Raw genomic sequence first — 25,166 nt, 5'->3', positions numbered from 1 at the left:
TGAATGCTCGTGCGTCGGACTTTGACATGGACGTCGAGTATCGGCGGGTTCCTCCTGATGGCCGCGGTCGGGCCCATGCTGCGGGCGCAGGACGCGCCGCGTCCCGTCGCGCCTGTTCCGCCGGCGGCCGTGACCGTCGAGCAGCTCGCGAAGCGGCTCCGCGCCATGGAGGAGATGAATCAGAAGCTCGCGCGCGAGCTGGAGAGCACGAAGACCGAGCACGAGGAGCAGATGAATCAGCTCCTCAAGCGGTTCGAGAGTCTGAAGGAACGACCGCCCGAGGATGAGGAGGAGCCGGCTCGGATGCCCGCCGGTCCCGAGGAAGGCCCCCTCCCGGAGCAGGACGTTCGGAACGTCGATACCTACGACCCCGTCCCGGATTACACCGAGGGTCAGTTCGCCCCCTTCTCGCCCGCCCCCGGATACGCGCCTTCGAAGCTCAAGAGGGGCGATCGGCTGCGGTTGAAGGGCACCTTCGGTCCGGGCTTCCAGTTCCAGACCAAGGACGAGGAGTTCGGCCTTCAGATCCACTACGAGTCGCAGATCGAGGGGCGGATCTGGTCGCAGGGCGATCAGGTTCCGGCCAACAGCGGGTTCTTCCTTCCTCGCCAGCGAATCTTCTTCACGGGCAACATCACCAAGCCGGTCGAGTACGAGCTTTCGATCAACCGTAGCTCCGGCGGCTCGATCAACGTGCTGAACGCGTTCATCAACCTGCACTTCGACGACCGCTTCGAGTTCCGGTTCGGTCGCTTCTTCACGCCCCTCCCATACGATCAATATGCGATCTCGAATTACTGGCTGCCGACCCCCGAGCGGTCGTTGTTCACGACCAACCTCAGCCTGAACCGCCAGTTCGGGGCCATGGGCTGGGGCTACCTCTTCGACAAGCGTCTCGACTACGCGGCCGGGATCTTCAACGGCTCTCGCAACTCGTTCGAGAGCCTCAACAACGGGGTGGATTTCGTCGCCTACCTCAACGGCAGGCCGTTCCAGCGGTCCGAGAGGTTCCGGTTCGCCCGATTCCTCAACATCGGCAGCTCGGTCGCCTTCGGGCGCCAGGACCAGTCGCCCGTGCCCGTGTCGTTCCGCATCGGCGGCGGCTCCCCCAACGCGGACAGTCCGGGGGCCGGCACGACCCCTTTCCTGATCCTCAACCGGGACGTCATCGAGCGCGGCGACCGACTGCTGGGCTCCGTCCATTCGGCCTACTACAACAGGGGCCTGTCGCTGATCGGCGAGTGGCAATACGGGTATGGGAGCTATGCGACCGCCTCGAGGCCGTCGCCGACCCCGGTGGCGTTCTCCGGCTTCTACGTCACCGGCGGGTATTTCCTGACCGGCGAGCACGTCGAGCAGCGATCGAGGCTCTACCCGCGGCGACCCCTGATCCCCACGAAGAAGGGGGGCGTCCGCGGCCCGGGAGCCTGGGAGGTCGTGGCACGCGTCAGCGACCTGAGCCTCGGCGAGCGGATCTTCACCGGAGGATTCGCCGATCCGAATCTCTGGTCGAACCAGGCCCGGACGACCGAGGTCGGCTTGAACTGGTACTGGAACGAGTACATCAAGATCTACACGTTCTGGCTGCACGGCGACTTCGACGACCCGGTCGTCTACCGGCCGGGGGGGATGCAGAAGACGGCCGATATGTTCTGGATGCGATTCCAGCTCTACTTCTGAGATCTCCGACGGCGACCGCAGTCGGGCGACGAAATGATTGGGACCGAGGGTTGGCCCTTTACCGCACATTCCGGCGCGCGTTATGGTGTCCATCCACCGCATTTCTCGAGCGCCGACAGGTCGAAATAAGCTGTCTTGATCGTTCACGGGTCGGCGAGGCTGCCGATTCGATTGAAAGGACATCGTTCATGCAGTCCATGCCGTCCGCGTCACGTCGGGATTTCATCAGGGCCGCGGCCGCGACGGCCGGCGTCGGAGCCCTGTCCTCGACCGGTGCGGCCGCCCCGTCGCCGCGCGACGCCGACGTCGTGCTCGCCAAGCTCCTCGAGGGCAACACGCGGTTCATCAACGGCCAGACGTCGCTGCTCTCGCGCCGCAGGCCGTCGGATTTCGCGGCGCTCGCGGAAGGCCAGGAGCCCTCGGCGATCATCGTCGCGTGCGCCGACTCGCGGGTCGCGCCGGAGCTGATCTTCGACCAGGGCGTAGGCGACCTGTTCGTCGTCCGCGTGGCCGGCAACGTCGTCAGCGGCTCGGGTCCGATCGTCGCGGGGAGCATCGAGTTCGCGGTCGCCGAGCTGGGCGCGCGGCTGATCGTGGTCCTGGGGCACACCCGGTGCGGCGCGGTCAAGGCGGCCATCCAGCACATCGACAAGCAGGACTCGCTGCCCGGCTCGATCAACGGGCTGGTCGAGCTGATCAAGCCGGCGGTGACCGACGTCCGTGGGACGCCCGGCGACAAGCTCGACAACGTCATCAAGGCGAACGTCCGGCGCTGCGTCGGCCAGCTGAAGACCATGGGGCCGATCCTCCCCGAGCAGTTCAAGTCCGGCGGGCTGAAGGCCGTCGGCGGCGTCTACGACCTGGCCACCGGCAAGGTCGATATCGTCGGCTGAGCGAACGCAAGGTGAGGGGTGGCGCCGACCTAGGCCCGTCCCGTGCGAAGGATCGCGAGTCCGATCTCCCGGAGGGGCGGTCGTCCGGCCGCGTCCTCACATCGTCGCGCCTTCCCGTCCTCGTTCCGAACTCGGACGAGATCGCCCAAATCCGGCCATCGTCCGGTGGGACGGGCTTCCGGACGCTTCGCCTCCAGGCAAGGGACGAACTTCGATGAGCTGGCAGCCCGACCGCGATCCGATGGCCTTCGTCCGCGAATCGTTCCGGGGGATCGGCCAGGTCTTCTTCCAGGAGAACGCCGCGACGGGCGCGCTGTTCGCGCTGGGGATCGCCTGGAGTTCGCCGCTGATGGCGGGTGGGGCGGTCGTCGGCGCGTTCCTGGGGACCGCGGCCGCCCGGCTCCTGAAGTTCGATGCGAGCGAGACGTCGGCGGGAATCTACGGGTTCAATGCGGCCCTGGTCGGCATCGCCTCGCTCTTCTTCTTCAAGCCCGGGGTTGCGAGCCTCTCGCTGCTGATCGTCGGCTGCCTCGCGGCGACGCTCCTGACCCGGCTGGCCCGCTCCCGGGCCCCGTTCCCTACGTACACCGCGCCCTTCGTCGTCACGACGTGGGTCGTCTTCTTCCTGGGGACGGCGATGGGCGTGGAGAGGGTCGCCCACGCGGGAGGGGCGATCCCCTACGGGCCCTGGATCGGGGCGGTCCACGGCGTCAGCCAGGTCATGTTCCAGGCCGACGTCTGGACCGCCGCGTTGTTCCTCCTGGGGATCGCGGTCAACGACCGGCGGCACGCCGCCTGGGTCCTGGCCGGGTCGGTCGTGGGGATGCTGGTGGGGTGTTGGCACGCCGACGCCGCCAGCCAGTTGCTCGACCCCGAGAGCCTCGTCGACCGGTCGATGTACGAGAAGGTCGCGCTGGGCCTGTACGGCTACAACGCGCCCCTGGCGGCCGTCGCCCTCGCGCTCTGGCGGCGGTCGCTGATCGCCCCGCTGCTGGGGATGCTGCTCTCGGTGCTGCTGACCGACCTCGTGCCGATGCTGGGGCTCCCCGCCCTGACCGCGCCGTTCGTGCTGGCGACCTGGATCGTGCTGGCCCTCGGCCGGCTCGAGGCGGCGCTTCACCCCGAGCGGGCGGTCCCGGCCGCCTGACGTTCGCGCCGCGGCCGGCGGCGACCTCTTCAACCTTTTCAGGCGCCTTCGAGGAGTCCGAGTCATGAATCTCTCGCCGCAGGAACGCGACAAGCTCTTGATCTTCGTGGCCGCCCAGGTGGCCGCCCAGCGCAAGGCGAGGGGGCTGAAGCTGAACGTGCCCGAGGCGACGGCCCTGATCACCGCGCATCTGCTCGAGCTGGCGCGTGACGGCCGGTCGGTGGCCGAGATCATGGCCGCGGGCCGGGAGATCCTCGGCCGCGACGACGTGATGGAAGGGGTCGCCGAGATGATCTCGATGATCCAGGTGGAGCCGACGTTCCCCGACGGCAGCAAGCTGGTGACGATCCACGAGCCCATCCGCTGAGAATCGGCGTCCGCGCCCGCAGTCTCCGAACCTCCCGAGGCCGAACATGATCCCAGGCGAATACATCTTCGATGGTCCCGAGATCGAGCTGAACGCCGACCGCCCCACGGTCACGATCTCCGTGAACAACACGGGGGACCGGCCGATCCAGATCGGGGCCCATTACCACTTCTTCGAGACCAACCGCGAGCTGGTCTTCGATCGGGTCAAGGCGTACGGCATGCGTCTGGACCTGCCCAGCGGGACCTCCGTCCGCTTCGAGCCGGGCGACGTGAAGGACGTTCGGCTCATCCCCTACGGGGGCCGTCGCAAGGTCTTCGGGTTCAACGGCCTCGTGATGGGGCGGCTGGACGACCCCTACACCCGGGAGTCCAGCCTCAAGCGTTGCCTCGACCAGGGCTACGGCCACAAGCCTTCGTGAGTCCGCGCCCCGGTCCGCCCCCATCCCCGTCCGAATCGATCGTCCGGCAGGCTCTTCAGGACCCAGGAACATGAGCGTCAAGATCTCGCGACAGGCCTACGCCAAGAAATACGGGCCGACGGTCGGCGACCGGATCCGCCTGGCCGACACCGAATTGATCATCGAGATCGAGCACGACTACACCGACTACGGCGAGGAGTCGATCTTCGGCGGCGGCAAGTCGATCCGCGACGGCCAGGACCAGTGTCCGGTGATCGACCCGATGGGCCCGCCGCATTGCGACCTGGTGATCACCAACGCGGTGGTCCTCGACCACTGGGGGATCGTCAAGGGGGACGTAGGCGTCCGCGACGGCCGGATCGTCGCGGTGGGCAAGTCGGGCAACCCGTTGACCCAGAACGGCGTCGACCCCCGCCTGGTCATCGGGCCGGGGACCGAGATCATCGCGGGGGAGGGCCGGATCCTCACCGCCGGGGGCATCGACACCCACATCCACTTCATCTGCCCGCAGCAGATCGAGGTCGCCCTGGCCTCGGGGATCACCACCCTGATCGGCGGCGGCACGGGCTCGGCCACCGGCACGTGGGCCACGACCTGCACTCCCGGCCCCTGGAACATCATGCGGATGCTCCAGGCGTTCGAAGGGCTGCCGATCAACGTCGGCATCCTGGGGAAGGGCAACGGCAGCGTGGCGGGGCCGCTGGAAGATCAGGTGAAGGCCGGCGCCTGCGGGCTGAAGCTCCACGAGGACTGGGGCACGACCCTGGCCGTGATCGACACGAGCCTCAAGGTGGCCGACGCCTACGACGTCCAGATCGCCATCCACACCGACACGCTCAACGAGTGCGGGTTCATCGACGACACGATCAAGGCGATCGCCGGCCGGGCGATCCACAGCTTCCACACCGAGGGGGCGGGCGGCGGCCACGCGCCCGACATCATCAAGATCGCGGGCCTGCCCAACGTCCTGCCCTCCAGCACCAACCCGACCCGGCCGTTCACGGTGAACACGATCGACGAGCACCTCGACATGCTGATGGTCTGCCATCACCTGTCGCGGAGCATCCCCGAGGACGTCGCCTTCGCCGAGAGCCGGATCCGGGCCGAGACGATCGGCGCCGAGGACGTCTTCCACGACCGCGGCATCATCAGCATCATGAGCTCCGACTCGCAGGCGATGGGCCGGATCGGCGAGGCGATCGTCCGCTGCTGGCAGACGGCCCACAAGATGAAGGTGCAATTCGGGGCCCTGGCCGGCGACTCCGCCCGCAACGACAACGAGCGGGCCAAGCGCTACGTCGCCAAGTACACGATCAACCCGGCCGTCGCCCACGGGATCTCCCAGCACGTCGGCAGCATCGAGTCCGGCAAGCTGGCCGACCTGGTGCTGTACGACCCGGCCTACTTCGGCGTGAAGCCGTTCCTGGTCCTCAAGGCGGGCCTGATCGTCACCGCCCAGATGGGCGACCCCAACGCCAGCATCGCCACGCCGCAGCCGGTCTACATGCGTCCCCAGTTCGCGTCGTTCGGCCGGGCGCTATCCAAGTCGTGCTTCAACTTCGTGTCCCAGGCGTCGCTCGACGCCGGGATCGTCGAGCGCTACGGGCTCCAGCGCGAGTCGCTCGCGGTCAAGGGCTGCCGCGACATCGGCAAGAAGGACATGGTGCGGAACGAGGCCACCCCCGAAATCCGCGTGGACGCCGACACCTATCAGGTCTACGTCGACGGCGAGGCGGTCGGCAGCGACCCGGTCGCCACGCTGCCGATGACCCAGCGCTACTTCCTGTTCTGAGTCGGGGTCCTCCGATGAACCTTCGGCTGCTCCAGATGTGCGACTCGGCCTTGCCGATCAGCGGCTACACCCATTCCTGGGGCCTCGAAGGCGCGCTCGCCCGGGGCCTGGTGCACGACCCGGAGAGCCTCGAACGCTGGATCGCGCGATGGCTCCGGTCGTCGCTCGGCCCGTTCGAGGGCGTGCTCGCGGCCTCGGCGCGGCGCGCGGCCGCGGCGGGCGACTCCGCCGAGCTGGCGGCGCTCAACCGCCTGGCCGACGCCTCGATCGCGCCGCCGTCCATCCGGACGGCGAGCCGCGAGATGGGCGAGCAGCTCCTTGCCCTGGGGAAGACCTGGACGTGGTCCGCCGCCGGCCTCTCGACGTTCCTCGAAGGGTCGGCCGACGGCGACCGTCACTGGCATCATCCGATCGCCTTCGGATTGCTCGGGGCGCTGGCCGGGGGCTCGGCCGACGAGGTCCTCACGGCGTACCTGCATCAAGCGGCCCTGGGCATGATCGGCGCGGGAGTCCGCTCCATCCCGGTCGGCCACACGCACGGCCAGCAGATCCTGGCCTACCTCCACGACGACCTCCGCGAGCTCGCCTCGGACCTGGTCGACCGGGATCCCCGGACGGCGGGCGGCGGCTGCCCTTTCTACGAGATCCTCTGCGATGAACAGACCCGACTTTACGCGCGGATGTTCCGTTCTTGATCCGCCTCCCGAGATCTCCGGCTTCTCCACGCGGCCGCGGCGACGACTCCTGCGAGGGGGAGCGGTCTGCCACGGGGATCACGGCCATTCCCACGACCACATGGGGAAGCCCGGCCCGGCCCGCTACGCCGGCCCGTCGCGGAAGGTGTTCACGCTGGGCGTCGCCGGCCCGGTCGGGTCGGGCAAGACCGCCCTGGTCGAGACGCTCTGCCGCGCCCTCTGGCCCGAGCTCAACCTCGCCGTCGTCACCAACGACATCTACACCCACGAAGACGCCGAGTTCCTCTCGCGTCGCGAAGTCCTGCCGGTCGAGCGGATCGTCGGCGTCCAGACCGGCGGCTGCCCCCACACCGCCATCCGCGACGACGCCAGCGCCAACCTCAGCGCGGTGGCCAACTTCCAGCGGCAATTCCCCGGGCTCCAACTGGTGATCGTCGAATCGGGCGGCGACAACCTCACAGCCGTCTTCTCGCGCGAGCTGGCCGATCGCTTCATCTTCGTGATCGACGTGGCCGAGGGCGACAAGATCCCTCGCAAGGGGGGGCCCGGCATCTGCAACAGCGACCTGCTGATCATCAACAAGACCGACCTGGCGCCCCACGTCGGCGCCGACCTCGACGTGATGCGCCGGGACAGCCTGCGGATGCGCGGCGAGCGCCCGTTCCTGATGGTCAGCCTCCGCGAGAAGGAAGGCGTCGAGGAGGTGATCCAGTGGGTGCGCGAGCAACTCGCATCACGCGTGACGAGTTCCTGACGCCCCCCGAGTTCCTCGACGCCGTCTCCACCGGGAATCCCGCCGCGCGCGTCGGCGGGGCGCGAATCGAGCTGGTCCGCGTCGGCGAGGAGACCCGGATGGGGACCTGCTACCAGCAGATCCCCTTGCGCGTCTTCCCGCCGTTCGCCCTGGAGTCCCGGTCGGTCGCGCTGCTGTACCTGATCAACCTGACCGCCGGGCTGATGGACGGCGACGCCCACCTGATCGAGATCACGGCGAGGGAGGGCGTCGACGCGGTCGTGACCGGCCAGTCGGCCACGCGCATCCACCCCGCCTTGACGGCCCACGCCGCGCAGCAATGGGCGGCGACGGTCGAGGACGACGCCTGCCTGGTCGTCCTCCCCGGCCCGGCGATCCCGTTCCGCGGGGCTCGCTACCATCAGCTCGGGCGCGTCGAGCTCGCGCCCCGCGCGCGGCTGATCTGGGGGGACGTCTGGCTCGCCGGTCGCTATGACCGGGGCGCGCTGTCGGAGCGGTTCCAGTTCGAGCGGATCGTCCAGGACCTCGAGATCCGGCGATCCGGCCGCCTGATCTACCGCGACCGATTTCGATGGGACGGCCCGTGGACGGAGGAGGAGGCCCGCTGGTATTTCGGCGGCCACCTGGCGACCGCGAGCTTGTTCCTGGGCGGCCTGCCCCCTCAGCCCGATGAACTGCCGCCGCCGGCGCCGGGCGTCTTGCGGTCGGTCTTCCCGCTGGGCGACGACGCGACCTGCGTTCGCTGGTGCGGGACGCCGTCGGCGGTGACGGCGGACATGGCCCGCGTCGCCTTGCTGATGGCCGCGAGCTGGCGCCAGGGGCCCGGCTCGCCGCCCTGGCTCCTCGACTCGAACGAGCTGTCGCCCAACCACTGGTTCTCGACGCCGATCGCGCCCGACGCGGCGTCGGGAGCCACGCCGGTCGACGGCCAGGCCCGGGCCGGTGTCAGAACTTGACCAGGCAGCTGATCCCGCCGGTGAGCTGGCTGAAATCGGTGTGGGCCCCGTTCACCCCGAATGCCGGCGCGCCGGCGAAGTCGCCCCGGATCTCCGGCCGGACGTCGAGGTACTTGACCGGATGCCAGTTGAGCCCGAGGGTCACTTCCGAATAGTCGGTGCTGATCCCCGTGCGCGTCCCCTTGACGTCGGTGAACCACTCGCCTCGGGCCAGGGCGTCGACCTTGTCGGACAGGTGATAGATCCCGATCGTGTACACGCCGTACCACGATCCCGTCCCCACCGGCGTGTCCGAATCCCAGCCCATGTTGGACTGGACGATCTGCGTGAAGCGCTGCGTCCAGTTCTGCTGGACGCGGAGCTCGACGGTCGTGTTGAAGTCGCCGGCCATCCCCGGCGCCGCGAAGATCGCGTTCGGCCCCGCGTAGACCGAGCCCGTCAGTCGAGTCTTCTGCTCGTCGGTCAGCCAGTAATTGACCTGGCCGATGTAGCAGACCGAATGGGCGCTGCGCATGGTGAAGAAGGTGTTGGCCCCCAGCGTCACGCCGTTCCAGACGTCCAGTCGGTTCGAGACGTGCAGGTTGGTCAACGCACCGGTGAAGGCGCCGTCCTGCGAGTAGAAGAACTGGTAATCGCTGGAGTAGAACGGCCGATACGGGGCGAGGAAGCCGTTGTAGCCGATGATGGAGTTCATGCGGCCGACCTTCACGTCCATGCCCAGCTCGGTCAGGATCGGCAGGTGGGCCGAGACGTAGAGGTCGCGGAAGTCCTGGCTGAAACGCGAGCTGGTCACGGTCGAGCCGATGCCCCCCTTCGGCTGGCCCAGGGCCGCGTCGGCGCCCGCGAAGTAGCGGACGTTGAAGCCGAAATTGAGGCCGCCCCGCTGGAGCGGCTTCTGCAGCACGAGCCCGATCTGGTTGAGCAGGAACTCGTTGCCGAAGCGGTTCTGACGGGGCTCGACGGAGAGCAGGCCGGAGCCGGGCGATGCGCCCGTGTATCCGCCCTCGATCCAGCCGAACGAGCGAATGCCGCTGTCGCCGAGCGTCCTCTGCAGCCCGAGCTGGTCCATCAGGAACCGGACGTCCGCGACCGGCGTCGGCCCCAGGGTCCGGATCGAGTCCATCCCCGGCGCGAGGTCCTCGGCCTGCTCGGCGGGCAACGATTCGGCCTCCAGGCCGCCCCCGGCCGAATTTCGAGGCGGCCCCAAAGCGGGAGCCGGCGGCGCTTCGACGGCGTCCGCGGGCGGCTGCCCCGCCATCTCAGCCAGAGACGGCTCCTGAGCGCGCGTCGCGGTCGTCACGGCGGTCGTCAGGCCCACCGCCAGCAGGAAGGAGATTCTCTTCATGATCGGCGCTTCCTGTAACGATCGGTGGAACGCTTGCGGCCCGCCGATTCCATCGGCGCAGCGTCGACTCTTCCGCCGCGGCATGGGGGCGGACGCTCGAATAGCCCGCCCGATGAACCCATCGGATGAGCATCTAAACGACGACTCGAGCGGCGGCGAGAGGGACTCTCGGGGTGCGAAGCGGGGCAGGACTCGGCATCGCCGGCGGGGGTCGGGCGTTGCTCGACCATTCAGAGGACGCGGAATTCATCGACTGTTCCGAGCTGAACGCTTTAGCTTGTTCAGGCTCGGCGGAGCAATCCGGCCGAGCGATCCGACCGTTCAACCCCGCTCGAATCCTTCCATCGAGCCACGGATCAAGACCTGGCTCCTGCTTGTGCCGGTCCGGTAGGTGTTCTAAGATAAGGCCGGTCACGGCCCTGGGCGACGCGGTTGCATACGCCTGCAGGGCGAAGGGAGAGACGAGACGACGGCCGCCGTGCGTCCGACGTCGCCTCGCCTGGATGGACCGACCATTCAAACTCATCGGACTTCGAATCGTCCTGAATACAGGCTTGTTCGTGCGAGTCGGCGACGAAGTCCCGCGCACCCATCGTGATCGTGCGGCGTGGTTTCCGTAACTGCGAATCCTCTCCCTGCCAGGCTGGCGCGCTCGCCGCCGCAGGGGGCACATCCGCGAGCAGATAGCGTCCCACCGTGGGGCGGGGGATTGGACGAAACGTCCCGAATCGTGTCGAGTCGCGCCGGGATCGCGCCTCGGCTCGGCGTTCCATGAAGGTCGATCCCGAAGGAGTCGTTGATGTGAGGCGTTCCATGTTGCGATCATCGTTCGTCAAGCGAATCGTCCCGAGTCTCGCCCTGGCCGCGACGGCCCTCTTCGCCATCGCCATCGGGCCGCTCGGCGTTTCGGCGGCGCTGGCTCAGGCCGCGTCGGCCCCCTTCGTCTTCGGCTTCGGGCCCCAAGGCCTCAATTATTACGCCGCCCCTGGAGTTGCGGCCGCCCCCGTCGCCGCGCCGCGGCTGACCGTCCCCACCCAGACGCGAGCCGCGACTTCCTCCGGATCCCGGAGCGTGGGCCCGGGCGCCCGCAACTGGGCGACGGGCAACCGGGTGCCCTCGCACCGGCCCTGGCTCCGTTCCCGGAGCTGACGCAGACGCCGCCCCGGGTCGGACCGGACCCGGATTCGACTAGATACGCCTCACGGCAATCCATGCTCACAAGGGGATCGGAAAGATGCGAACGAGACATTCCTGGTTCGCGGCCGCCGTGCTCGGCGCCTGCGTTTATTCCGCCGGCCCGGCTCGCGCCGCGGACTGGAAGACCGATCAGGACGCCGGCTGGAAAGCCTACAAGGAGGGCCGCATCGAGGAGGCCGAGGGCCTCTTGAAGTCGGCCGAGAAGCAAGCCCGGGCGTTCGGCGCCGGGGATCCGCGGCTCGCGGTCACCCTCGACCATCTCGCCTGGGTCTATTGCGCCGAAGGTCGATGCGAGGAGGCCGAGCCGCTCGCCAAGGAGGCCCTGGCAATCCGCGAGAAGACGCCCGGCGTCGACTCGGCCACCCTCGCCGACGGCCTGAACACACTGGCGGCCGTCTATGATGCAGCCGGCAAGGCCGCCGAGGCGCAGCCGCTCTACGTCCGTTGCCTCGCCGCCGCCGAGAAGGCCGAAAGCCCCGAAGGCGCGGGCGTCGCCGCCGCGATCGACAACCTGGCCGCCGTAGACCATGCGCTCGGGAAGCTCGACGAGGCCGAGGCGCTCTACAAGCGAGCCCTGGCCATCCGCTCGAACGCGAAGATCAACGACGGGACCTCGATCGACGTTACCGCGACCCTCCACAACCTCGGCCTGCTCTACATCGACCAGAAGAAGTATGCGGAGGCAGAGCCGCTACTGAAGAAATCGTTGACGATCCGCGAGGGGGCGCTCGGCGCCGGCCATCCCGACGTCGCGACGTCGCTCGAGGCCCTCGGCTGGCTGTACGCCTCGCAGGGGAAGCCCGCCGAGGCCGAGGTCCTTCTGAAGAAGGCCCTGGCCGTGTATGAAGCCGACCTGGGGAAGGACCATCCTCACGTCGCACGCTGCGCCGGCGAGTTGGGCCGCGTCTGCCTGGCGCAAGACCATCAGGACGAAGCGGAGGCCTGCTGCAAGCGAGCCGTCGCCATTCTGGAGAAGGCCTCCTCCGATCCCCGCGAGCTCGCGACGGCCCTCGACGACTACGCCGCCGTCCTGCGGAAGCTGGGCCGCGGCGACGAGGCCGGCAGGCTCGAAGAGCAGGCGAAGTCGCTGCGCAGTTCCATCAAGTGATTCGGGGCCGCCCGCTCCAGAATCCGTAGAAAGCCGGCCCACGCGACGCCCCACGGATCGAGCTCGACCCGTGGGGCGTCTGCCATTCGCTTCCCACCGGTGGGATTTTCGGGGCTCGGGCCGAGTTGCCGTGACCTCGGGTCGCCGAACTCGACGGCGGCCTTGAGCCCGACCTCGACTCCCCCATCCACGATCGATCGGCGTCGCAAATGACGTCGCGTGCCGAAACCTCCGGGACGGAGTCGGGGCCGAAGGGCCTTGTTCGCCGACCTCAAGCAGGTTGGGCGGTCGATCTCGTGAATCACCGTCTCGAGGCGTAGCACGGGATTTGTAGCACTGCTCGATCGAGGCCCGGACCACGGAGCCCAGAAACACCATCGGAGAACGCTCGTCTCGGAGTTGCTTACGCCCAGGAGCATGAGCAGTTCGGCAGGCTTCAACCCTGGCCAGCCATGGGATGCGATCGCGCGCGGCGTCGACGGCTAAAAGGAGGTCGGCGTCCCCGGCCACGACCGTGGGCGTGGCCGGGGACGAGCACCGGGATTTACCGGCCTCTGGGTTTGAGGCGGATGTCGCCGCCGACCACTCCGGCCGCCGCGAGGCCCGCGACGGCCAGCAGGAAGACGGCCCAGCTCCCGGCGGCGGCGCCGACGAAGGCGGCGACGAGCAAGCAGCCGTTGAAGTAAGCGACGTTCAGCTTGTTGCGGGCGTTCAAGGGCGACTACCTCCTGGATCGGGACTTGCTTGCGTCTCGGCGATCGGGTCGTCTTGGGAGACGATGGGAGGAGAAGACCACCCGTGCATGACGCTCGGGAGCTGCCTGCGGAAAACGGACGGCAGGCGGCGGACGACGATCAAGGGGCGGCTCCATGATTCGGGTCGGTTCGGGATCGACGTGGCTCGACGACGTCCGCGGGCGCGCGGTCGTCGACGGGCTACGCCGTGAAGACGCGGCGGTGAGGCCGCATCCCCATCCCCGGTGCGGCGGCGAAGAGGTCGTCGGGGGCGACGTCGAACTCGACGTCGCAATTGCCGCAGCCGGCCAGCGCGGGCGGGCCGCAGGGGGCGGACGGCACGGGGACGTTCGAGCCGCAGAACGGGCAGGCGACGGCCAGGTGGAGGTCCTCAGCCTCCAAGTCGTCGGGGCGGCCGGAGCGGGCCTGGAAGCCGAGGCGGCGGATCACGGCGAGCGGATCGCCGGTGCGGCGGGCGACGGATCGTTCGAGTCGGGACGAGGTCACGAGTTGCTCCTCTCGGGCGGGGGGCGGACCGGGCCGTCCGGGACGCCCGGCGGCCTCGGAGTCGCGCGCGGCGACGGGGCGGGTCGGGGATGCGTGAATTTGGTGCGTCGCGTTGCTCGCGGTTGCCGGGATAAGTAAGGGTCGGGGTGTGAGCCGGTGCGCCTCGAGCCAGGGCGCCTCGGACTGCTGCGCCTCGCCGAAGCGGGCGAACGGGCCTAACGCAGGGCCGCCGACGGGTTCAAGGTCGGCCGTCAGGCAGCCCTCGGTTTTGGGCTGTACCAGAGACCCGGCTGCTTCGCCGGAGTAGAGATTGTCGTAGCCTTGCACCGACTTGGGCGTACCGCGCCTTCGGCAGGTTGGCGCGACCGCCGCCGGGTAGCGGAGCTTGGACTCCCTCGACACGGTTTAGAAGAGGGTTCAGCCTCCCCGTGGGGTCGAGGTAAAGGCGGGACCGGCCCGCCGGGTGGGCAGATGTGGTCGATCGCCTCGTAGCGGCAGACCCGCCGTCGAGGTAAAGGCGGGACCGGCCCGCCGGGTGGGCAACGGCTATGCAACCCTCGGGGATGTATGACGCGTCTTCGACGGGAATTCAGCCGACGCAAGGCCTCGACTGGCCCGGATCGCGTAGAGGTTCCATCGCCCGTGACGCCCGCGTAGCCGTCGCCATGCATGGGCCATCGAGGGGCTCGAGGTTGGGCAGGGCGGCATCAATTCCGGTCCGGCGCGGCGCTCATCAAGTGCCAGCCACCAGGTTGATAGGCCGGCTACCACATTCGGGCTACCTGCCGATCGCCCTGGAATAGCCGTCACACCCCAGCGACCTTGGCGCGTCGCGGTCGATCCCCGATCCAGGCCGCCGGCCCCGATACGGCGTTACTCGAGCGAGTTCCGGAACTCGAGCACGTTCCAGCCGAGGCGGCGGCGATTTGAACCGACTTCGTGGTGGAGTCGACGGCGACGTTGCATGTGCTCACGGTGGAACCGGCCGACCGGGGTCGCTACGCGGCCGGCGACCGCTCATTCGACGGCCTTCTCGATGCGCGTTCCACCGGGCGCCTCTCCGTCTTGTCGTACCGCACAAGCCGATTCAGCTCTCGCTTGACTCAATCTCCTTTTGAATGACGTCATTCAAATGGAGCCTCGCTATGTTGTACATCCCCCCGCCTTATCGGCGAGGGGACCGCCCGGGAGGTGATCGGCATGGCGAGGCGAAGGAAGTTCCAACCCACCCCTCGCCTTAACGGCGAGGGGACCCGGCCAGACCGTCGCCGAGCGGCAGAAGTCGGCCGTTCCAACCCACCCCCCGCCTTAACGGCGAGGGGACCCTTTCTTGCGCTCAAGCGTAGTGGCAGCAGGTCGCGTTCCAACCCACCCCCCGCCTTAACGGCGAGGGGACCTCGTACGCCTTGAGGATCGGCTGCGCCACGACCGTGCCGTTCCAACCCACCCCCCGCCTTAACGGCGAGGGGACCGATGGGCCCGCGCCGCGTCGAGCCGGGCGCCGTGGCTCCAACCCACCCCCCGCCTTAACGGCGAGGGGACCGGGCGATCAGAACGGGTACTCGGACGCGGCCAGTTCCAACCCACCCCCCGCCTTAACGGCGAGGGGACCAAGCTCGGCGAGGCGGTCGGCCGCCCGCAAGAGGTTCCAACCCACCCCCCGCCTTAACGGCGAGGGGACCTCAGCTCGAGCTGGCCGTTGGTCGAGCCGACCGAGTTCCAACCCACCCCCCGCCTTAACGGCGAGGGGACCCGCCGCCCGCCAGGCCCAGGACGAGCAGTTCTGGTTCCAACCCACCCCCCGCCTTAACGGCGAGGGGACCCCGAGATCCAGGAGGCCGCGAAGTGATGAGGACGCGTTCCAACCCACCCCCCGCCTTAACGGCGAGGGGACCCTTCGCGGCGTCGAACAGGACGAGCCTTGCCCATGTTCCAACCCACCCCCCGCCTTAACGGCGAGGGGACCGACGGCCTCGGGCAGGGTGATCACCGCGTACGGGTTCCAACCCACCCCCCGCCTTAACGGCGAGGGGACCTCGACGTTCGGCACCGGAGCCGGCAACTTCACCTGGTTCCAACCCACCCCCCGCCTTAACGGCGAGGGGACCCTCTCGCGTGCAGACATGTCTGTACGAAGCTTCGTTGTTCCAACCCACCCCCCGCCTTAACGGCGAGGGGACCCCAGGCTCCACACCACCTCGGTGGCGGCGAACGCGTTCCAACCCACCCCCCGCCTTAACGGCGAGGGGACCTTCGGCTTCCCCCGCCTTCGTTTCGAATCCCGGTTCCAACCCACCCCCCGCCTTAACGGCGAGGGGACCCACGACGTTGAGCTTGGTGGCGAGCCTCTGGAGGATGTTCCAACCCACCCCCCGCCTTAACGGCGAGGGGACCTTCGCGGATCATCGCCGACTATTTCATCCAATTCGAGTTCCAACCCACCCCCCGCCTTAACGGCGAGGGGACCTGTCCTGCAACGTCTTGATCATCTGATCGGCCTGGTTCCAACCCACCCCCCGCCTTAACGGCGAGGGGACCGTGGCGTCCCTGAGCTTGCCCTCGCCCTCGATCTGGTTCCAACCCACCCCCCGCCTTAACGGCGAGGGGACCAGTCTTCGTGAAGTGAATCCGCCAGAGCCTTGACGTTCCAACCCACCCCCCGCCTTAACGGCGAGGGGACCGATGGCATCTCAAGTTCGAAGCGCCCGAGACGTGGTTCCAACCCACCCCCCGCCTTAACGGCGAGGGGACCGTGGATCGCGAGGACGTCGTCCGCTGGTTCCGCGTTCCAACCCACCCCCCGCCTTAACGGCGAGGGGACCTCTTCGGTTGTCCCAGTACGTGTTCATGAACCGGTTCCAACCCACCCCCCGCCTTAACGGCGAGGGGACCGCGAAGCGGATGAACCGCCAGTCGACCTTCATGTCGTTCCAACCCACCCCCCGCCTTAACGGCGAGGGGACCTCTCGGCCCGTGGGCCGTGATTTTCGAGGAAGCCTTGTTCCAACCCACCCCCCGCCTTAACGGCGAGGGGACCGCGGGGGTGTCCAGGCTTGACGGGGCGAGGCAGAGGTTCCAACCCACCCCCCGCCTTAACGGCGAGGGGACCGCTTCGCGGCCTTCTTGCGATTGTGCCCGACGTGGTTCCAACCCACCCCCCGCCTTAACGGCGAGGGGACCAGGGCAGCACCAGCGGCATCCTCGACATCACGGTGTTCCAACCCACCCCCCGCCTTAACGGCGAGGGGACCAGTTCGGCGATCGTCTCGTACCTCGGGAGGCCGACGTTCCAACCCACCCCCCGCCTTAACGGCGAGGGGACCCAGGCGGCGGGCGTCTTCGACATCCATGTGGAGGGTGTTCCAACCCACCCCCCGCCTTAACGGCGAGGGGACCCCGTCGTGGTACGAGTCGGGGTTGAGGCGCCTCGCGTTCCAACCCACCCCCCGCCTTAACGGCGAGGGGACCGGCGGCGGCACGATCATCCAGAACAACACGATCGTGTTCCAACCCACCCCCCGCCTTAACGGCGAGGGGACCGCGACGACGCCGACGGCCTGTCGCCGGCGCAGCAGTTCCAACCCACCCCCCGCCTTAACGGCGAGGGGACCAAGGCTCCACGTTCGACGCCAGTGCGGTCGTCGCGGTTCCAACCCACCCCCCGCCTTAACGGCGAGGGGACCCCTTGTTGCGGACGCACTTCCGGGCGTAGGCGAGGTTCCAACCCACCCCCCGCCTTAACGGCGAGGGGACCTACACCAAGTTCGCACTCTACGGGCTGAACAGCGTTCCAACCCACCCCCCGCCTTAACGGCGAGGGGACCGGATCGACCGCGTGTCGTCCGGCGACTGGATCGGGTTCCAACCCACCCCCCGCCTTAACGGCGAGGGGACCGCCGCGAACTCCCAGCCCGTGAAGCTCGCCGACGGGTTCCAACCCACCCCCCGCCTTAACGGCGAGGGGACCGTCGCCGACCTCCGAGGACCGGGCGACCCAGAGGAAGTTCCAACCCACCCCCCGCCTTAACGGCGAGGGGACCTTCGACGTCCGGCCCGTGACGAGAAGGATCGTCTTGTTCCAACCCACCCCCCGCCTTAACGGCGAGGGGACCCGCGGCCAGATCGTTGTGGTCCATCGTGCCACTGAGTTCCAACCCACCCCCCGCCTTAACGGCGAGGGGACCGGGGGAGGGGACGCTTCGTCCATCAGTCCATCCTTGTTCCAACCCACCCCCCGCCTTAACGGCGAGGGGACCGACCTGCGGGGCGCGGACCCGAAGCCATGGGAGGGGTTCCAACCCACCCCCCGCCTTAACGGCGAGGGGACCCGCAAGCTCCTGCGCTGGTCCGTCATGCGGTTCGCGTTCCAACCCACCCCCCGCCTTAACGGCGAGGGGACCCTGGGTGTCGGTCGTCGAGTCCCAGGCGAACGTCACGTTCCAACCCACCCCCCGCCTTAACGGCGAGGGGACCGAGCGGCCTGGGCTCGACCCGCAATCGCTCCGTGTTCCAACCCACCCCCCGCCTTAACGGCGAGGGGACCCGCCTTCCCTCCAAGTACGGTCGCTGACTGCACTTGAGTGACGGAAAACGCGGACCCAGTGTAGGCGTCCGATCTCGCGGATGATAGTCGATGGTCCGTCATCGCTTAAGTCGTGATCCGGTAATCCGTTCGGAGACATCGCGAACCTCCCTGGGAAACGGCTTGCGCTTGGAGTCCGCGATAGCCTCGCCAAGTGGTCAATCATGCGATCAGCGGCCCCTCGAAGTCGACAGAAGGTTTGACGCCGTGGTGCTCGGCCCGGCGGGACGGGTCCTCGCCTAATCGGTAGAACCTCAGACTGTCCTCGGCCGGGTTGAATTCCGACAGCAAGGCCGGGCGAAGGGTCGCCCACTGGACGTCGCCGACGTTGCATTCGAAGACGCTCTGCTGGACTCGCTGGCCGTAATCCTTGCAGAGGCGGGCGACCTTCCGAAGCCGTCGTCGACCATCGGGCGTGATGGTCGAGACGTCGTAGCAGACCAGGATGTGCATCGCATGCCTCGTAGGTCATCGGACCAGGAAGGGCTGGTATCGCTCAAGCTCGCCGCGGATCGTCCTGGCCAGGAGACGGGCCTGGATGTGCGGCACCACCGCGAAGGTCGTCGCCTCGCCGGTGATCGGATGCGTCAACGCCACCTGTTTGCGCTCCTGGTAGGCGATCAGCACCGTACGCCTCGTGTCCGCGTCCATCAAGACGCCGCCCGCCTCGTCGCGGACGAACCCTCCCGGCGAGACCTGGCTGCGGTTGATCAGCGCCAGGACGAGCCGGTCGGCCAGGGCCGGCCTAAACTCCTCCATCAGGTCTAACGCCAGCGAAGGCCTTCCGGGACGATCGACGTGCAGGTAGCCAACGCCGGGATCCAGGCCCACTGCGGCCAACGCCGAGGTGCAATCGTGCCGGACCAGCGCGTAGACGAACGAGAGGAGGGCGTTGACAGGATCCATCGGCGGGCGGCGAGAACGGAGTGTGAAGCGGAATGCGGGGTCGGTCGAGCGGATCATCGCGTCGAACGCCGCAAAGTAGCCCGCGGCCGCCTCGCCCTCATGACCCCGCGCCTCATCCGTCGTCATGGGCTGGCGGCCGAGGTCGACGAGTCGCCCGGCCAGCCGTGCCGCACCTTCGAGCAGGCCGGGGGGCGCCTCGGGTCGTTCGCGGGCCGAGCGTACGAGCATGGCGCGGGAGTTGGAGACCTTTCCGAAGACGAAGGAACGAGCCAGGGCCGCCGCCGCTTCGGGATCGTCGGCCAGGCGATACTGTCGACGTCGGAGCAACACGTTGCCCGAAGCCGGCCCCTCGACGCGGGCGAGGAAGCGGCCGTTGACGTCGAGGTAAGAGAAGCCGATGCCGCGCTCCATGCAGGCGGCCATCAGCTCGGGGCTGGCCGACACGGGCCCGAAACAGACCACGCCCCCGAGATGGTGCATGGGGACCGACATCCTGGTCTGGTGCTCCACCCGCACCGCGACGTTCTCGTGGTCCTTGGCGAGGTAGGCGCCCGGCGTGGTCACGTAGAGCGTGTTGTGATAGCTGCTCAAGGCGCGTCCTCCGGAAGTTCGGCGTATCGCGTCCGGGCCGTCGTCTCGGGCGGCGCACCCGTGACCCCCGGCAGGCAGAGATCCAGGAGCGAGCAACGGTCGCAGCCCTTGTGTCGGGCGGCACGGGGGGTGATCCGAGCATCGAAAAGCTCGCGGCCACGGAGTGCGGCCGCCTCGACGCGCGAGCGGAGCGAAGGCGTGAACTCGACCTCCTTGCGGCGGCGCGTCTCCCCGTAGAAGAGGGCTCCGCGCGGTACGTCCAGGCCGAGCATATCTTCCAGGCAGAGCGCCTGGGCGCAGAGCTGGACCTCGTCAGCCCCGCGAGTCTTGGGCCGACCGCGCTTGTACTCCACGGGGAAGGGGCGCCAGACTATCCACCCGTCGCCCATCTTCTCGCGGTGGAATTCGACCACGTCTGCCTTGCCGCCCAGGCCCGGGCGATCCGAGCGGAGCGGGAGGGCGCGGGCCGTTCGCACGGCGGCGCCCGAGGTGACGCCCGGCACGTCGACCCGCTCGTGGAGCTGGCCGCCGGAGATCGTGAGCGCGTTCTCCGCCCAGAGCTGCTCGACGTGGATCAGGGCGAATTGTCTCTCGCAGAAGATCAGGTGTTGCAACCCCGATAGGGGCAGCAGATCGTCGACCTCCACATCATCGCTCCCCATAAAGTCGCGAGCCAGGGCGGTGGAGGGCCTTTCGCGACCCTGCATCCGCCCCCTCCGGACGATCGACTCAGATCCGCTCGTGAATGGTCACGCCATTGGTCGGAGAAGGGGCCACCTCGATCTTGTAGTCGGCGAACGACCTGGCCGGCTTCTTCGATCCCGCCTCGCGGCGAGTGCAGGAGACGAGGTCGAAGAGCCGGTGCGCCGGGTGGTCGCCGAGGGCCGAGGCATGCTCGAAGACGATCAGCGACCGCGCCGCCATGACGCCGCGCGAGGCCGATCGGTCATGCTCGAACATGCCGGCGAGCGCCTGCCAGAGCAGTTCGAGGTCGGCCTTGGAGAAGCCGGTGTCGCGGGCCAGGAACGGGGAGACGAATCCTTGGGCCCGATATAGGCCGTAGGGGACGGTCATCTTGCGGCCGAACTGGCCGCTGCTTGCCTCCTCGCCATCGCTGGCGACCTCCTGGCCGCGCGAGGTGTCGCCGGCGTTGGTCAGGGCGACACGCGTGATCGCGTGCTCGAGCGCCAGGATCGGCTCGATCGACCGCGAGAACGAGAGCTGGATCGGCCCGCGGACCTGGCCGCAGTTCCAGAGCTTCTGGACGCTCGGAGCGTTCTTCTTCGCTCCCGGCTCCTTCTTGCCGGCCTTGGTCTCGGCGTCCTCGTCGCCGGCCTTGCCGGTGCTCATGACGGCCCCGAAGGCGCGCACGTCGTAGAACGTCCTGCACATCCAGGCGCGTGCGGTCTTCGCGGTTGTAGTCAGGCCATCGGGCTGGAGTTTTAGCTCCGTATAGGCCCTTTTCTGCTGGAGGGCCAGGATGCCTCGCTCCTTGACGTAGATCTCGTGACCCTCCTTGGGCTTCATCTCGTTCCCGTCCCCCTCGGTCTGGGTGAGTTGGACGAAGTTGCGGACCTTGCGCTTCAGACAGACGTCAGTGACCAGCCCCTGGCCGGTCTCGGGGTCGATCCGCGGCGCATTGCCGGCGTCGGGATCGCCGTTGGGGTTCCCGTCCTGGACGTCGAAGAACAAGACGAACTCGTATCGCTTGTCGACGGGTTGGCTGGTCGTCTCGCTCGGCATCTTCGGTGACTCCGCAATCGGATTAGAGGATCGACGTTCGGCTCGCACGGGGCTCACTCAGTCGTCGCGGCGACGACTTCCGGCTTCGGCTTCGAGCGCCAGAGGTCGGCCTTCTCGTGGTAATAACCCAGGGCGAAAAGTCCCTGCTCCTCCAGCGTCAGCGTGGACGGAAAGGCTTCGGCCGGCAGGAGGTCCAGGATCTCCTGGATGAGCCTCGGGTAGAACGCGCCTGCGAGCTTGGCCTGGTGATGCTGGGCCTTGCGGAGCAAGGTGGCGAAGACGACCGCCGGCGTGGCGGAGGCCGCGCCGTAGAATCGATCGACGATCGACGCGCCCGACGTGCCGATTGCGTCCCCCTGGAGCTTCTCCAGGACGGCGAGCAGTCGGCCCAGGCAGTAAGCGTTGTTGTTGCATTCCGGGTCGAGCATGACGGACACCTCTTTCGAGATCAGGGACTTGATTCGCGGATCGTCGTTTCTATACCGGCGGTTCAGCGTGGCGCGGACGAGGGCGAGCCGCTCGCGCGAGTGCTTCTGCTTCCCTCTTTTGGGGTCCTCCCTCTCCGCCCGGATGCGACGCACCGCGGCGGCGAGGACGGTGGGCGGGAAGGGATTCCCATCCAAGATCGCCAGGAAGACGCGGCGGGCGAGGTCCGCGTCCACGTTCTCAAATTTCCCCTGCTGGGCCAGGGACCGGACGAGCCAGGATAGGGCCGGCCATCGAGAAGTGTTCTCGAATCTGCGGACGATCTCGACGTCGTCGAAATACTCGCGGAGCCTCGTGGCGACGTCTCCCACGGTGGATTGGAAGTAGCTGCGTAGGATGGCCCGTCCCTGGCCGCCGGAGATTATGAGCGCGTGGAACGGCGTGGCATCCCGCAGCAAGGCGCCTTCACCCTTGAGCACGGCCTCGAACAGCGACCCGGCCTTCGCCGGGTCGACGAAGTCGAGGTCGCCGAATTCGTCCACGAACTTGTGCTCATCCGCCCCCGAGGCCCAATAGACGACGGCCGTGTCGTCCGAGAGTCGGAAGGTGCGTCGGGAGAGCGTCTCGCCTTTGGGCGTGGTGTAGGCGGGGTGGAACAAGCGGTTGAGCGCCGTCCCGTAAGCTTCCGAGCAGGGCCGGCAGACCGGGGCTCCATCCGTGATCGACAGGCCGAGCGAGTCGAAAGCCGAGGAGTTGGCCGAAACCAGGGCGATCCCCGAGGTGGTACCTCCCGGGATGCGCTTGATCTGAGGATGGACGTCGACCGGAGCCGCGGCCAAGCCGCAGACGAGGCATGCGGGCAGGCTTTTGTTCGTCCGCTCGGACGGGTTCCTCATGGCCTTCCAGGCCGTCCGCACGGCGTCGCGGTGATGAATCAGGTTGTTCTCCCCGCCGGCGATGTAACGGAAGGCGATCAGGTCGTTCGAGACGGCAGGTCCCCGCAGCTTGGCGATGGCCTGGCCGACCGCGACGTCGTCGCGGAGAAAGCAGAGGAGGGCCGACATCCCGGGATCCTCGGATGCGAAGGCGAGACCTTCCTCGACGTACTCGCGGAACAACGAGCGATGCCCGGCGAGCTTGCCGTGCTTCTTCGGGTTCTCATCTGGGTCGAAGCCCAGCACGTACTCGGGCTTGTCGACCATGAAGTTCGCGGCGGATCCGCTGGTGCGCGGCCGGGTCCGGGGCACCTGGAACACTTTCGGACGGGTCTTGCCCTTCGCGTCCATGGGCCCCTGGGTTTCAGGAGCGTCCAGAAACTTGCCGCCGAGGCCGATATCGATGGTCCAACGCACCGGCTTGGGCTCGTAGTCAGGATCTTCGAGAAGCCCTTCGCGGCGGGCGAGGTCGGCCAATTCCTTGAGGATCATGCGACCTCCGCACCGTCTTCGCGACGTTTGATGGGCTCGACCTCGATGACGCCCTGCTTCATCCGGGCGTCGAAGTAGACGGGACGGTTGGGGCGGCCGTAATCGACGTCCAGCAGCATTCGGCCGAGGTCCATGTCGACGGCGATCGGGGAGGGATCGTCGTCGCGGCCCGACTCGACGATCGCCGGGAACTCCCGGCAGCCGAGGTACGGGGCCATGTGGTATTGGCCACGCTCCAGGCGGCGGCGGAACATCTCGTCGAACTTCAACGGGTTGTCGCCCGGCCCCGCTCGGTCGGTCATGGAAAACGAAACGTCGACGTGGTAATCCACGTCGCGGAGGACCAGGGCGTTGCGCTGGGCCCGGTCGTCGTCGGCGAAGTAGTCGGCCACGTCCTCTCCCCGCATCATCGCGCGGGCGTTCTTCACGGGGACGACGTGCTTGACCTCGTTGCGCTTCACCGATGCGAACTTGATCGGACTCAACACGGCGATTCGATGCACACGCCAGCGGATCGCCGGCTTCCACAGGACGGCCTCGACGGCCCCCCGAGCCGCGGAGGGGGTCATGACGTGATACGTAACCCGTTCGGTCCTGAGCTCGGGCCGTGTGAAGCAGGCCCACTCTCCCCGGACGCGGACGCGGTAGGTCGCGTCGCTCCTTTTCATGTTCATGTAGGTCCTCTAGAGAAGGGCTGGAGGTCGAGGCGGGTTCGCCCCGCCGGGCCGTCGACCGAAGTCGTCCCGACGGGTGGCACGAAACGCCACTCGCATAGGTTTCAACCCACGACACGCGGACAATCGAGGTCGACGATGCGTCGCGACCGTCTCGAGGCGGGCGTTGCGTCGAGCATCGTACGCAGCTCGTGCAATGCTCGAGACGTCAAGTCCCTCGCCGACTTCTCCGAGGGAAGGCCGAGCGCCACAGCGATCGCGGCCGGGCCGAGACCGCAGCCGAAGCGGAGCCGGATCACGTCGCGATGCCGTGGCTTTAGACGGTCGACGTGGACCCACATCGAGTGCACAGCGTCCGACGACGCGGCCGGAACGGCCCAGGCCACCTGCTCGAAAAGGCCGTCTCCGCAATGAAGTCGAGACCGCTGTCGCCGACTCCGACGCTGATTGCAGACGAGATGACGGCATACCTTTCGGAGCAAGGGCAAGCCGCTACCGCTCGGTCGGTAGGCGTACTCTTTCGTCAGGGCTCGCAGGGCGACTTCCTGGAACACCTCGCTGGCTTGATCTTCGACAGCCTCACCACTTCCAGTCGGCCGGAAACCTTGGAGTAGGAAGCGGATGTACCCCTGAAGAATCTCCCGGGTCTCCTTGCTCTCGAATAGAGCCTTGACCGGTCGAAGGGACGCACCCTCAATAGCCCCTGCTTCAGAGATTCGTGGTACCGCCGCCATCGATCGAACTCCAGGGGACTCCGTCGTCGTCCGCGCCGCTCACATTAAACAACACCTGAGTCTTTGCGATGTCTTACGCCACTCACATAGAAGGTGATTGGAGGGTCCAAAATCCGGGCATCGATGGGTTCTCCAAATAACCGAACGAGCTTCTTTTATGGCGATGGCAAAGGCCCGACGACTTTAGCTTCGCCTGGCACGGATATCAGACATGCGGCCAGAATCGAGAAGTCATGAACGGAAGCCACCCGATTGGACCCGACAGGTTAAGGCACTCCAAAATACGAGGCCACACTCTGGCCCGGGGTGCCTCATCCTAGAAGTTCGTGTCGCCCTTCATCGGAAGAAGGCTCTGGCATCGGCCGATTCCACGTGATCGTGATTGAATTCGGCTGCTTCAGATCATGGATAGATCGATTCAGCCGTGCTACCAGTTTATCTCGCCATGAAGCGATGTACAGTACCTCTCGCTGCAAGCTCACGATTC

At 67.6% G+C, this 25,166-nt stretch carries 21 protein-coding genes and 1 CRISPR repeat array; of the genes, 11 read left to right on the top strand and 10 right to left on the bottom strand.

Features of this window, described 5'->3' with window-relative positions; all coding sequences use genetic code 11:
• Window positions 1-9 precede the first annotated feature (9 nt).
• The 9 genes from PZE19_RS03620 to PZE19_RS03580 all read left to right on the top strand — a co-directional run bounded on the left by PZE19_RS03620 (window position 10) and on the right by PZE19_RS03580 (window position 8,705).
• The gene (locus tag PZE19_RS03620; protein ID WP_277859209.1) at window positions 10-1,680 is read left to right on the top strand and encodes an OprO/OprP family phosphate-selective porin; all 1,671 of its coding nucleotides are present in this window, start codon (window positions 10-12) and stop codon (window positions 1,678-1,680) included.
• Window positions 1,681-1,868: 188 nt separating this feature from the next.
• The gene (locus tag PZE19_RS03615; protein ID WP_277859208.1) at window positions 1,869-2,573 is read left to right on the top strand and encodes a carbonic anhydrase; all 705 of its coding nucleotides are present in this window, start codon (window positions 1,869-1,871) and stop codon (window positions 2,571-2,573) included.
• A gap of 214 nt (window positions 2,574-2,787) precedes the next feature.
• Window positions 2,788-3,720 carry an urea transporter gene (locus PZE19_RS03610; RefSeq protein WP_277859207.1) on the top strand — a complete coding sequence of 311 codons (933 nt, stop codon included), beginning with the start codon at window positions 2,788-2,790 and terminating at the stop codon, window positions 3,718-3,720.
• 64 nt (window positions 3,721-3,784) lie between these two features.
• A complete protein-coding gene (locus PZE19_RS03605) occupies window positions 3,785-4,087 on the top strand; it encodes an urease subunit gamma (RefSeq protein WP_277859206.1) in 303 nt (100 codons plus the stop codon).
• 46 nt (window positions 4,088-4,133) lie between these two features.
• Window positions 4,134-4,508, top strand: coding sequence for an urease subunit beta (locus PZE19_RS03600; RefSeq protein WP_277859205.1), 375 nt, complete (start codon window positions 4,134-4,136; stop codon window positions 4,506-4,508).
• Between the two features lie 70 nt (window positions 4,509-4,578).
• Entirely contained in the window at window positions 4,579-6,300 is a 1,722-nt protein-coding gene (gene ureC / locus PZE19_RS03595; protein ID WP_277859204.1) for an urease subunit alpha, read from the top strand.
• Between the two features lie 14 nt (window positions 6,301-6,314).
• Window positions 6,315-6,995 carry an urease accessory protein UreF gene (locus PZE19_RS03590; protein WP_277859203.1) on the top strand — a complete coding sequence of 227 codons (681 nt, stop codon included), beginning with the start codon at window positions 6,315-6,317 and terminating at the stop codon, window positions 6,993-6,995.
• Between the two features lie 100 nt (window positions 6,996-7,095).
• Window positions 7,096-7,749, top strand: a complete 654-nt coding sequence (gene ureG, locus PZE19_RS03585) for an urease accessory protein UreG (protein WP_277859202.1) — start codon at window positions 7,096-7,098, stop codon at window positions 7,747-7,749.
• Window positions 7,707-8,705, top strand: a complete 999-nt coding sequence (locus PZE19_RS03580; protein WP_277859201.1) for an urease accessory protein UreD — start codon at window positions 7,707-7,709, stop codon at window positions 8,703-8,705. The genes ureG and PZE19_RS03580 overlap by 43 nt, the downstream gene beginning before the upstream one ends.
• Here the strand turns inward: PZE19_RS03580 and PZE19_RS03575 are convergent.
• On the bottom strand, window positions 8,695-10,050 hold the full coding sequence (locus PZE19_RS03575) for an outer membrane beta-barrel protein (protein ID WP_277859200.1): 1,356 nt from the start codon (window positions 10,048-10,050) through the stop codon (window positions 8,695-8,697). The two genes, PZE19_RS03580 and PZE19_RS03575, sit on opposite strands and share 11 nt — an antisense overlap.
• Window positions 10,051-10,863: 813 nt before the next feature.
• On the opposite strand from PZE19_RS03575, the gene PZE19_RS03570 reads away from it, so the two are divergent.
• Both PZE19_RS03570 and PZE19_RS03565 read left to right on the top strand, forming a co-directional pair.
• Complete coding sequence (locus tag PZE19_RS03570) at window positions 10,864-11,199, top strand: hypothetical protein (protein WP_277859199.1); 336 nt, start codon at window positions 10,864-10,866, stop codon at window positions 11,197-11,199.
• A gap of 85 nt (window positions 11,200-11,284) precedes the next feature.
• Window positions 11,285-12,355: a tetratricopeptide repeat protein gene (locus tag PZE19_RS03565; protein WP_277859198.1), complete on the top strand. Its 1,071-nt coding sequence runs from the start codon at window positions 11,285-11,287 to the stop codon at window positions 12,353-12,355.
• A 544-nt stretch (window positions 12,356-12,899) separates the two neighbouring features.
• Here PZE19_RS03565 and PZE19_RS03560 read toward each other — a convergent pair.
• From PZE19_RS03560 to PZE19_RS32865, 9 genes are all read right to left on the bottom strand, one after another.
• Window positions 12,900-13,070 carry a hypothetical protein gene (locus PZE19_RS03560; protein WP_277859197.1) on the bottom strand — a complete coding sequence of 57 codons (171 nt, stop codon included), beginning with the start codon at window positions 13,068-13,070 and terminating at the stop codon, window positions 12,900-12,902.
• 220 nt (window positions 13,071-13,290) lie between these two features.
• Window positions 13,291-13,596 carry a hypothetical protein gene (locus PZE19_RS03555; protein ID WP_277859196.1) on the bottom strand — a complete coding sequence of 102 codons (306 nt, stop codon included), beginning with the start codon at window positions 13,594-13,596 and terminating at the stop codon, window positions 13,291-13,293.
• Between the two features lie 1,217 nt (window positions 13,597-14,813).
• Window positions 14,814-18,139: direct repeats of the CRISPR family, unit length 37 nt; unit sequence GTTCCAACCCACCCCCCGCCTTAACGGCGAGGGGACC.
• Between the two features lie 201 nt (window positions 18,140-18,340).
• A complete protein-coding gene (gene cas2 / locus PZE19_RS03550) occupies window positions 18,341-18,631 on the bottom strand; it encodes a CRISPR-associated endonuclease Cas2 (protein ID WP_277859195.1) in 291 nt (96 codons plus the stop codon).
• Between the two features lie 15 nt (window positions 18,632-18,646).
• Window positions 18,647-19,675 (bottom strand): type I-C CRISPR-associated endonuclease Cas1c, encoded by a 1,029-nt coding sequence (gene cas1c, locus PZE19_RS03545; RefSeq protein ID WP_277859194.1) that lies wholly within the window; start codon window positions 19,673-19,675, stop codon window positions 18,647-18,649.
• Window positions 19,672-20,322, bottom strand: a complete 651-nt coding sequence (cas4, locus tag PZE19_RS03540) for a CRISPR-associated protein Cas4 (protein ID WP_277859193.1) — start codon at window positions 20,320-20,322, stop codon at window positions 19,672-19,674. The genes cas1c and cas4 overlap by 4 nt, the downstream gene beginning before the upstream one ends.
• A gap of 82 nt (window positions 20,323-20,404) precedes the next feature.
• Window positions 20,405-21,418, bottom strand: coding sequence for a type I CRISPR-associated protein Cas7 (locus PZE19_RS03535; RefSeq protein ID WP_277859192.1), 1,014 nt, complete (start codon window positions 21,416-21,418; stop codon window positions 20,405-20,407).
• A gap of 53 nt (window positions 21,419-21,471) precedes the next feature.
• On the bottom strand, window positions 21,472-23,271 hold the full coding sequence (gene cas8c / locus PZE19_RS03530) for a type I-C CRISPR-associated protein Cas8c/Csd1 (RefSeq protein ID WP_277859191.1): 1,800 nt from the start codon (window positions 23,269-23,271) through the stop codon (window positions 21,472-21,474).
• Complete coding sequence (gene cas5c / locus PZE19_RS03525; RefSeq protein ID WP_277859190.1) at window positions 23,268-23,939, bottom strand: type I-C CRISPR-associated protein Cas5c; 672 nt, start codon at window positions 23,937-23,939, stop codon at window positions 23,268-23,270. Before cas5c ends, cas8c begins: the two co-directional genes overlap by 4 nt.
• A gap of 110 nt (window positions 23,940-24,049) precedes the next feature.
• Window positions 24,050-24,286, bottom strand: a complete 237-nt coding sequence (locus tag PZE19_RS32865) for a sigma factor-like helix-turn-helix DNA-binding protein (protein WP_368411272.1) — start codon at window positions 24,284-24,286, stop codon at window positions 24,050-24,052.
• Window positions 24,287-25,166: the final 880 nt, after the last annotated feature.

Origin of the sequence: Paludisphaera mucosa, assembly GCF_029589435.1 — a bacterium.
Lineage (GTDB): Bacteria > Planctomycetota > Planctomycetia > Isosphaerales > Isosphaeraceae > Paludisphaera > Paludisphaera mucosa.
The sequence above is the reverse complement of the archived record's forward strand: the minus strand, read 5'-3'. Positions and strand labels throughout refer to the sequence as shown.

Bases quoted from the DNA above. Each gene is read 5' to 3' on its own strand.
- PZE19_RS03605 (WP_277859206.1), top strand. From the start codon at position 3,785: ATGAATCTCTCGCCGCAGGAACGCGACAAGCTCTTGATCTTCGTGGCC.
- PZE19_RS03535 (WP_277859192.1), bottom strand. From the start codon at position 21,418: ATGCCGAGCGAGACGACCAGCCAACCCGTCGACAAGCGATACGAGTTC.
- cas8c (WP_277859191.1), bottom strand. From the start codon at position 23,271: ATGATCCTCAAGGAATTGGCCGACCTCGCCCGCCGCGAAGGGCTTCTC.
- PZE19_RS03600 (WP_277859205.1), top strand. From the start codon at position 4,134: ATGATCCCAGGCGAATACATCTTCGATGGTCCCGAGATCGAGCTGAAC.
- PZE19_RS03575 (WP_277859200.1), bottom strand. From the start codon at position 10,050: ATGAAGAGAATCTCCTTCCTGCTGGCGGTGGGCCTGACGACCGCCGTG.
- PZE19_RS03615 (WP_277859208.1), top strand. From the start codon at position 1,869: ATGCAGTCCATGCCGTCCGCGTCACGTCGGGATTTCATCAGGGCCGCG.
- PZE19_RS03565 (WP_277859198.1), top strand. From the start codon at position 11,285: ATGCGAACGAGACATTCCTGGTTCGCGGCCGCCGTGCTCGGCGCCTGC.
- PZE19_RS32865 (WP_368411272.1), bottom strand. From the start codon at position 24,286: ATGTGGGTCCACGTCGACCGTCTAAAGCCACGGCATCGCGACGTGATC.
- cas5c (WP_277859190.1), bottom strand. From the start codon at position 23,939: ATGAAAAGGAGCGACGCGACCTACCGCGTCCGCGTCCGGGGAGAGTGG.
- cas2 (WP_277859195.1), bottom strand. From the start codon at position 18,631: ATGCACATCCTGGTCTGCTACGACGTCTCGACCATCACGCCCGATGGT.
- PZE19_RS03610 (WP_277859207.1), top strand. From the start codon at position 2,788: ATGAGCTGGCAGCCCGACCGCGATCCGATGGCCTTCGTCCGCGAATCG.
- PZE19_RS03590 (WP_277859203.1), top strand. From the start codon at position 6,315: ATGAACCTTCGGCTGCTCCAGATGTGCGACTCGGCCTTGCCGATCAGC.
- PZE19_RS03570 (WP_277859199.1), top strand. From the start codon at position 10,864: ATGTTGCGATCATCGTTCGTCAAGCGAATCGTCCCGAGTCTCGCCCTG.
- ureG (WP_277859202.1), top strand. From the start codon at position 7,096: ATGGGGAAGCCCGGCCCGGCCCGCTACGCCGGCCCGTCGCGGAAGGTG.
- ureC (WP_277859204.1), top strand. From the start codon at position 4,579: ATGAGCGTCAAGATCTCGCGACAGGCCTACGCCAAGAAATACGGGCCG.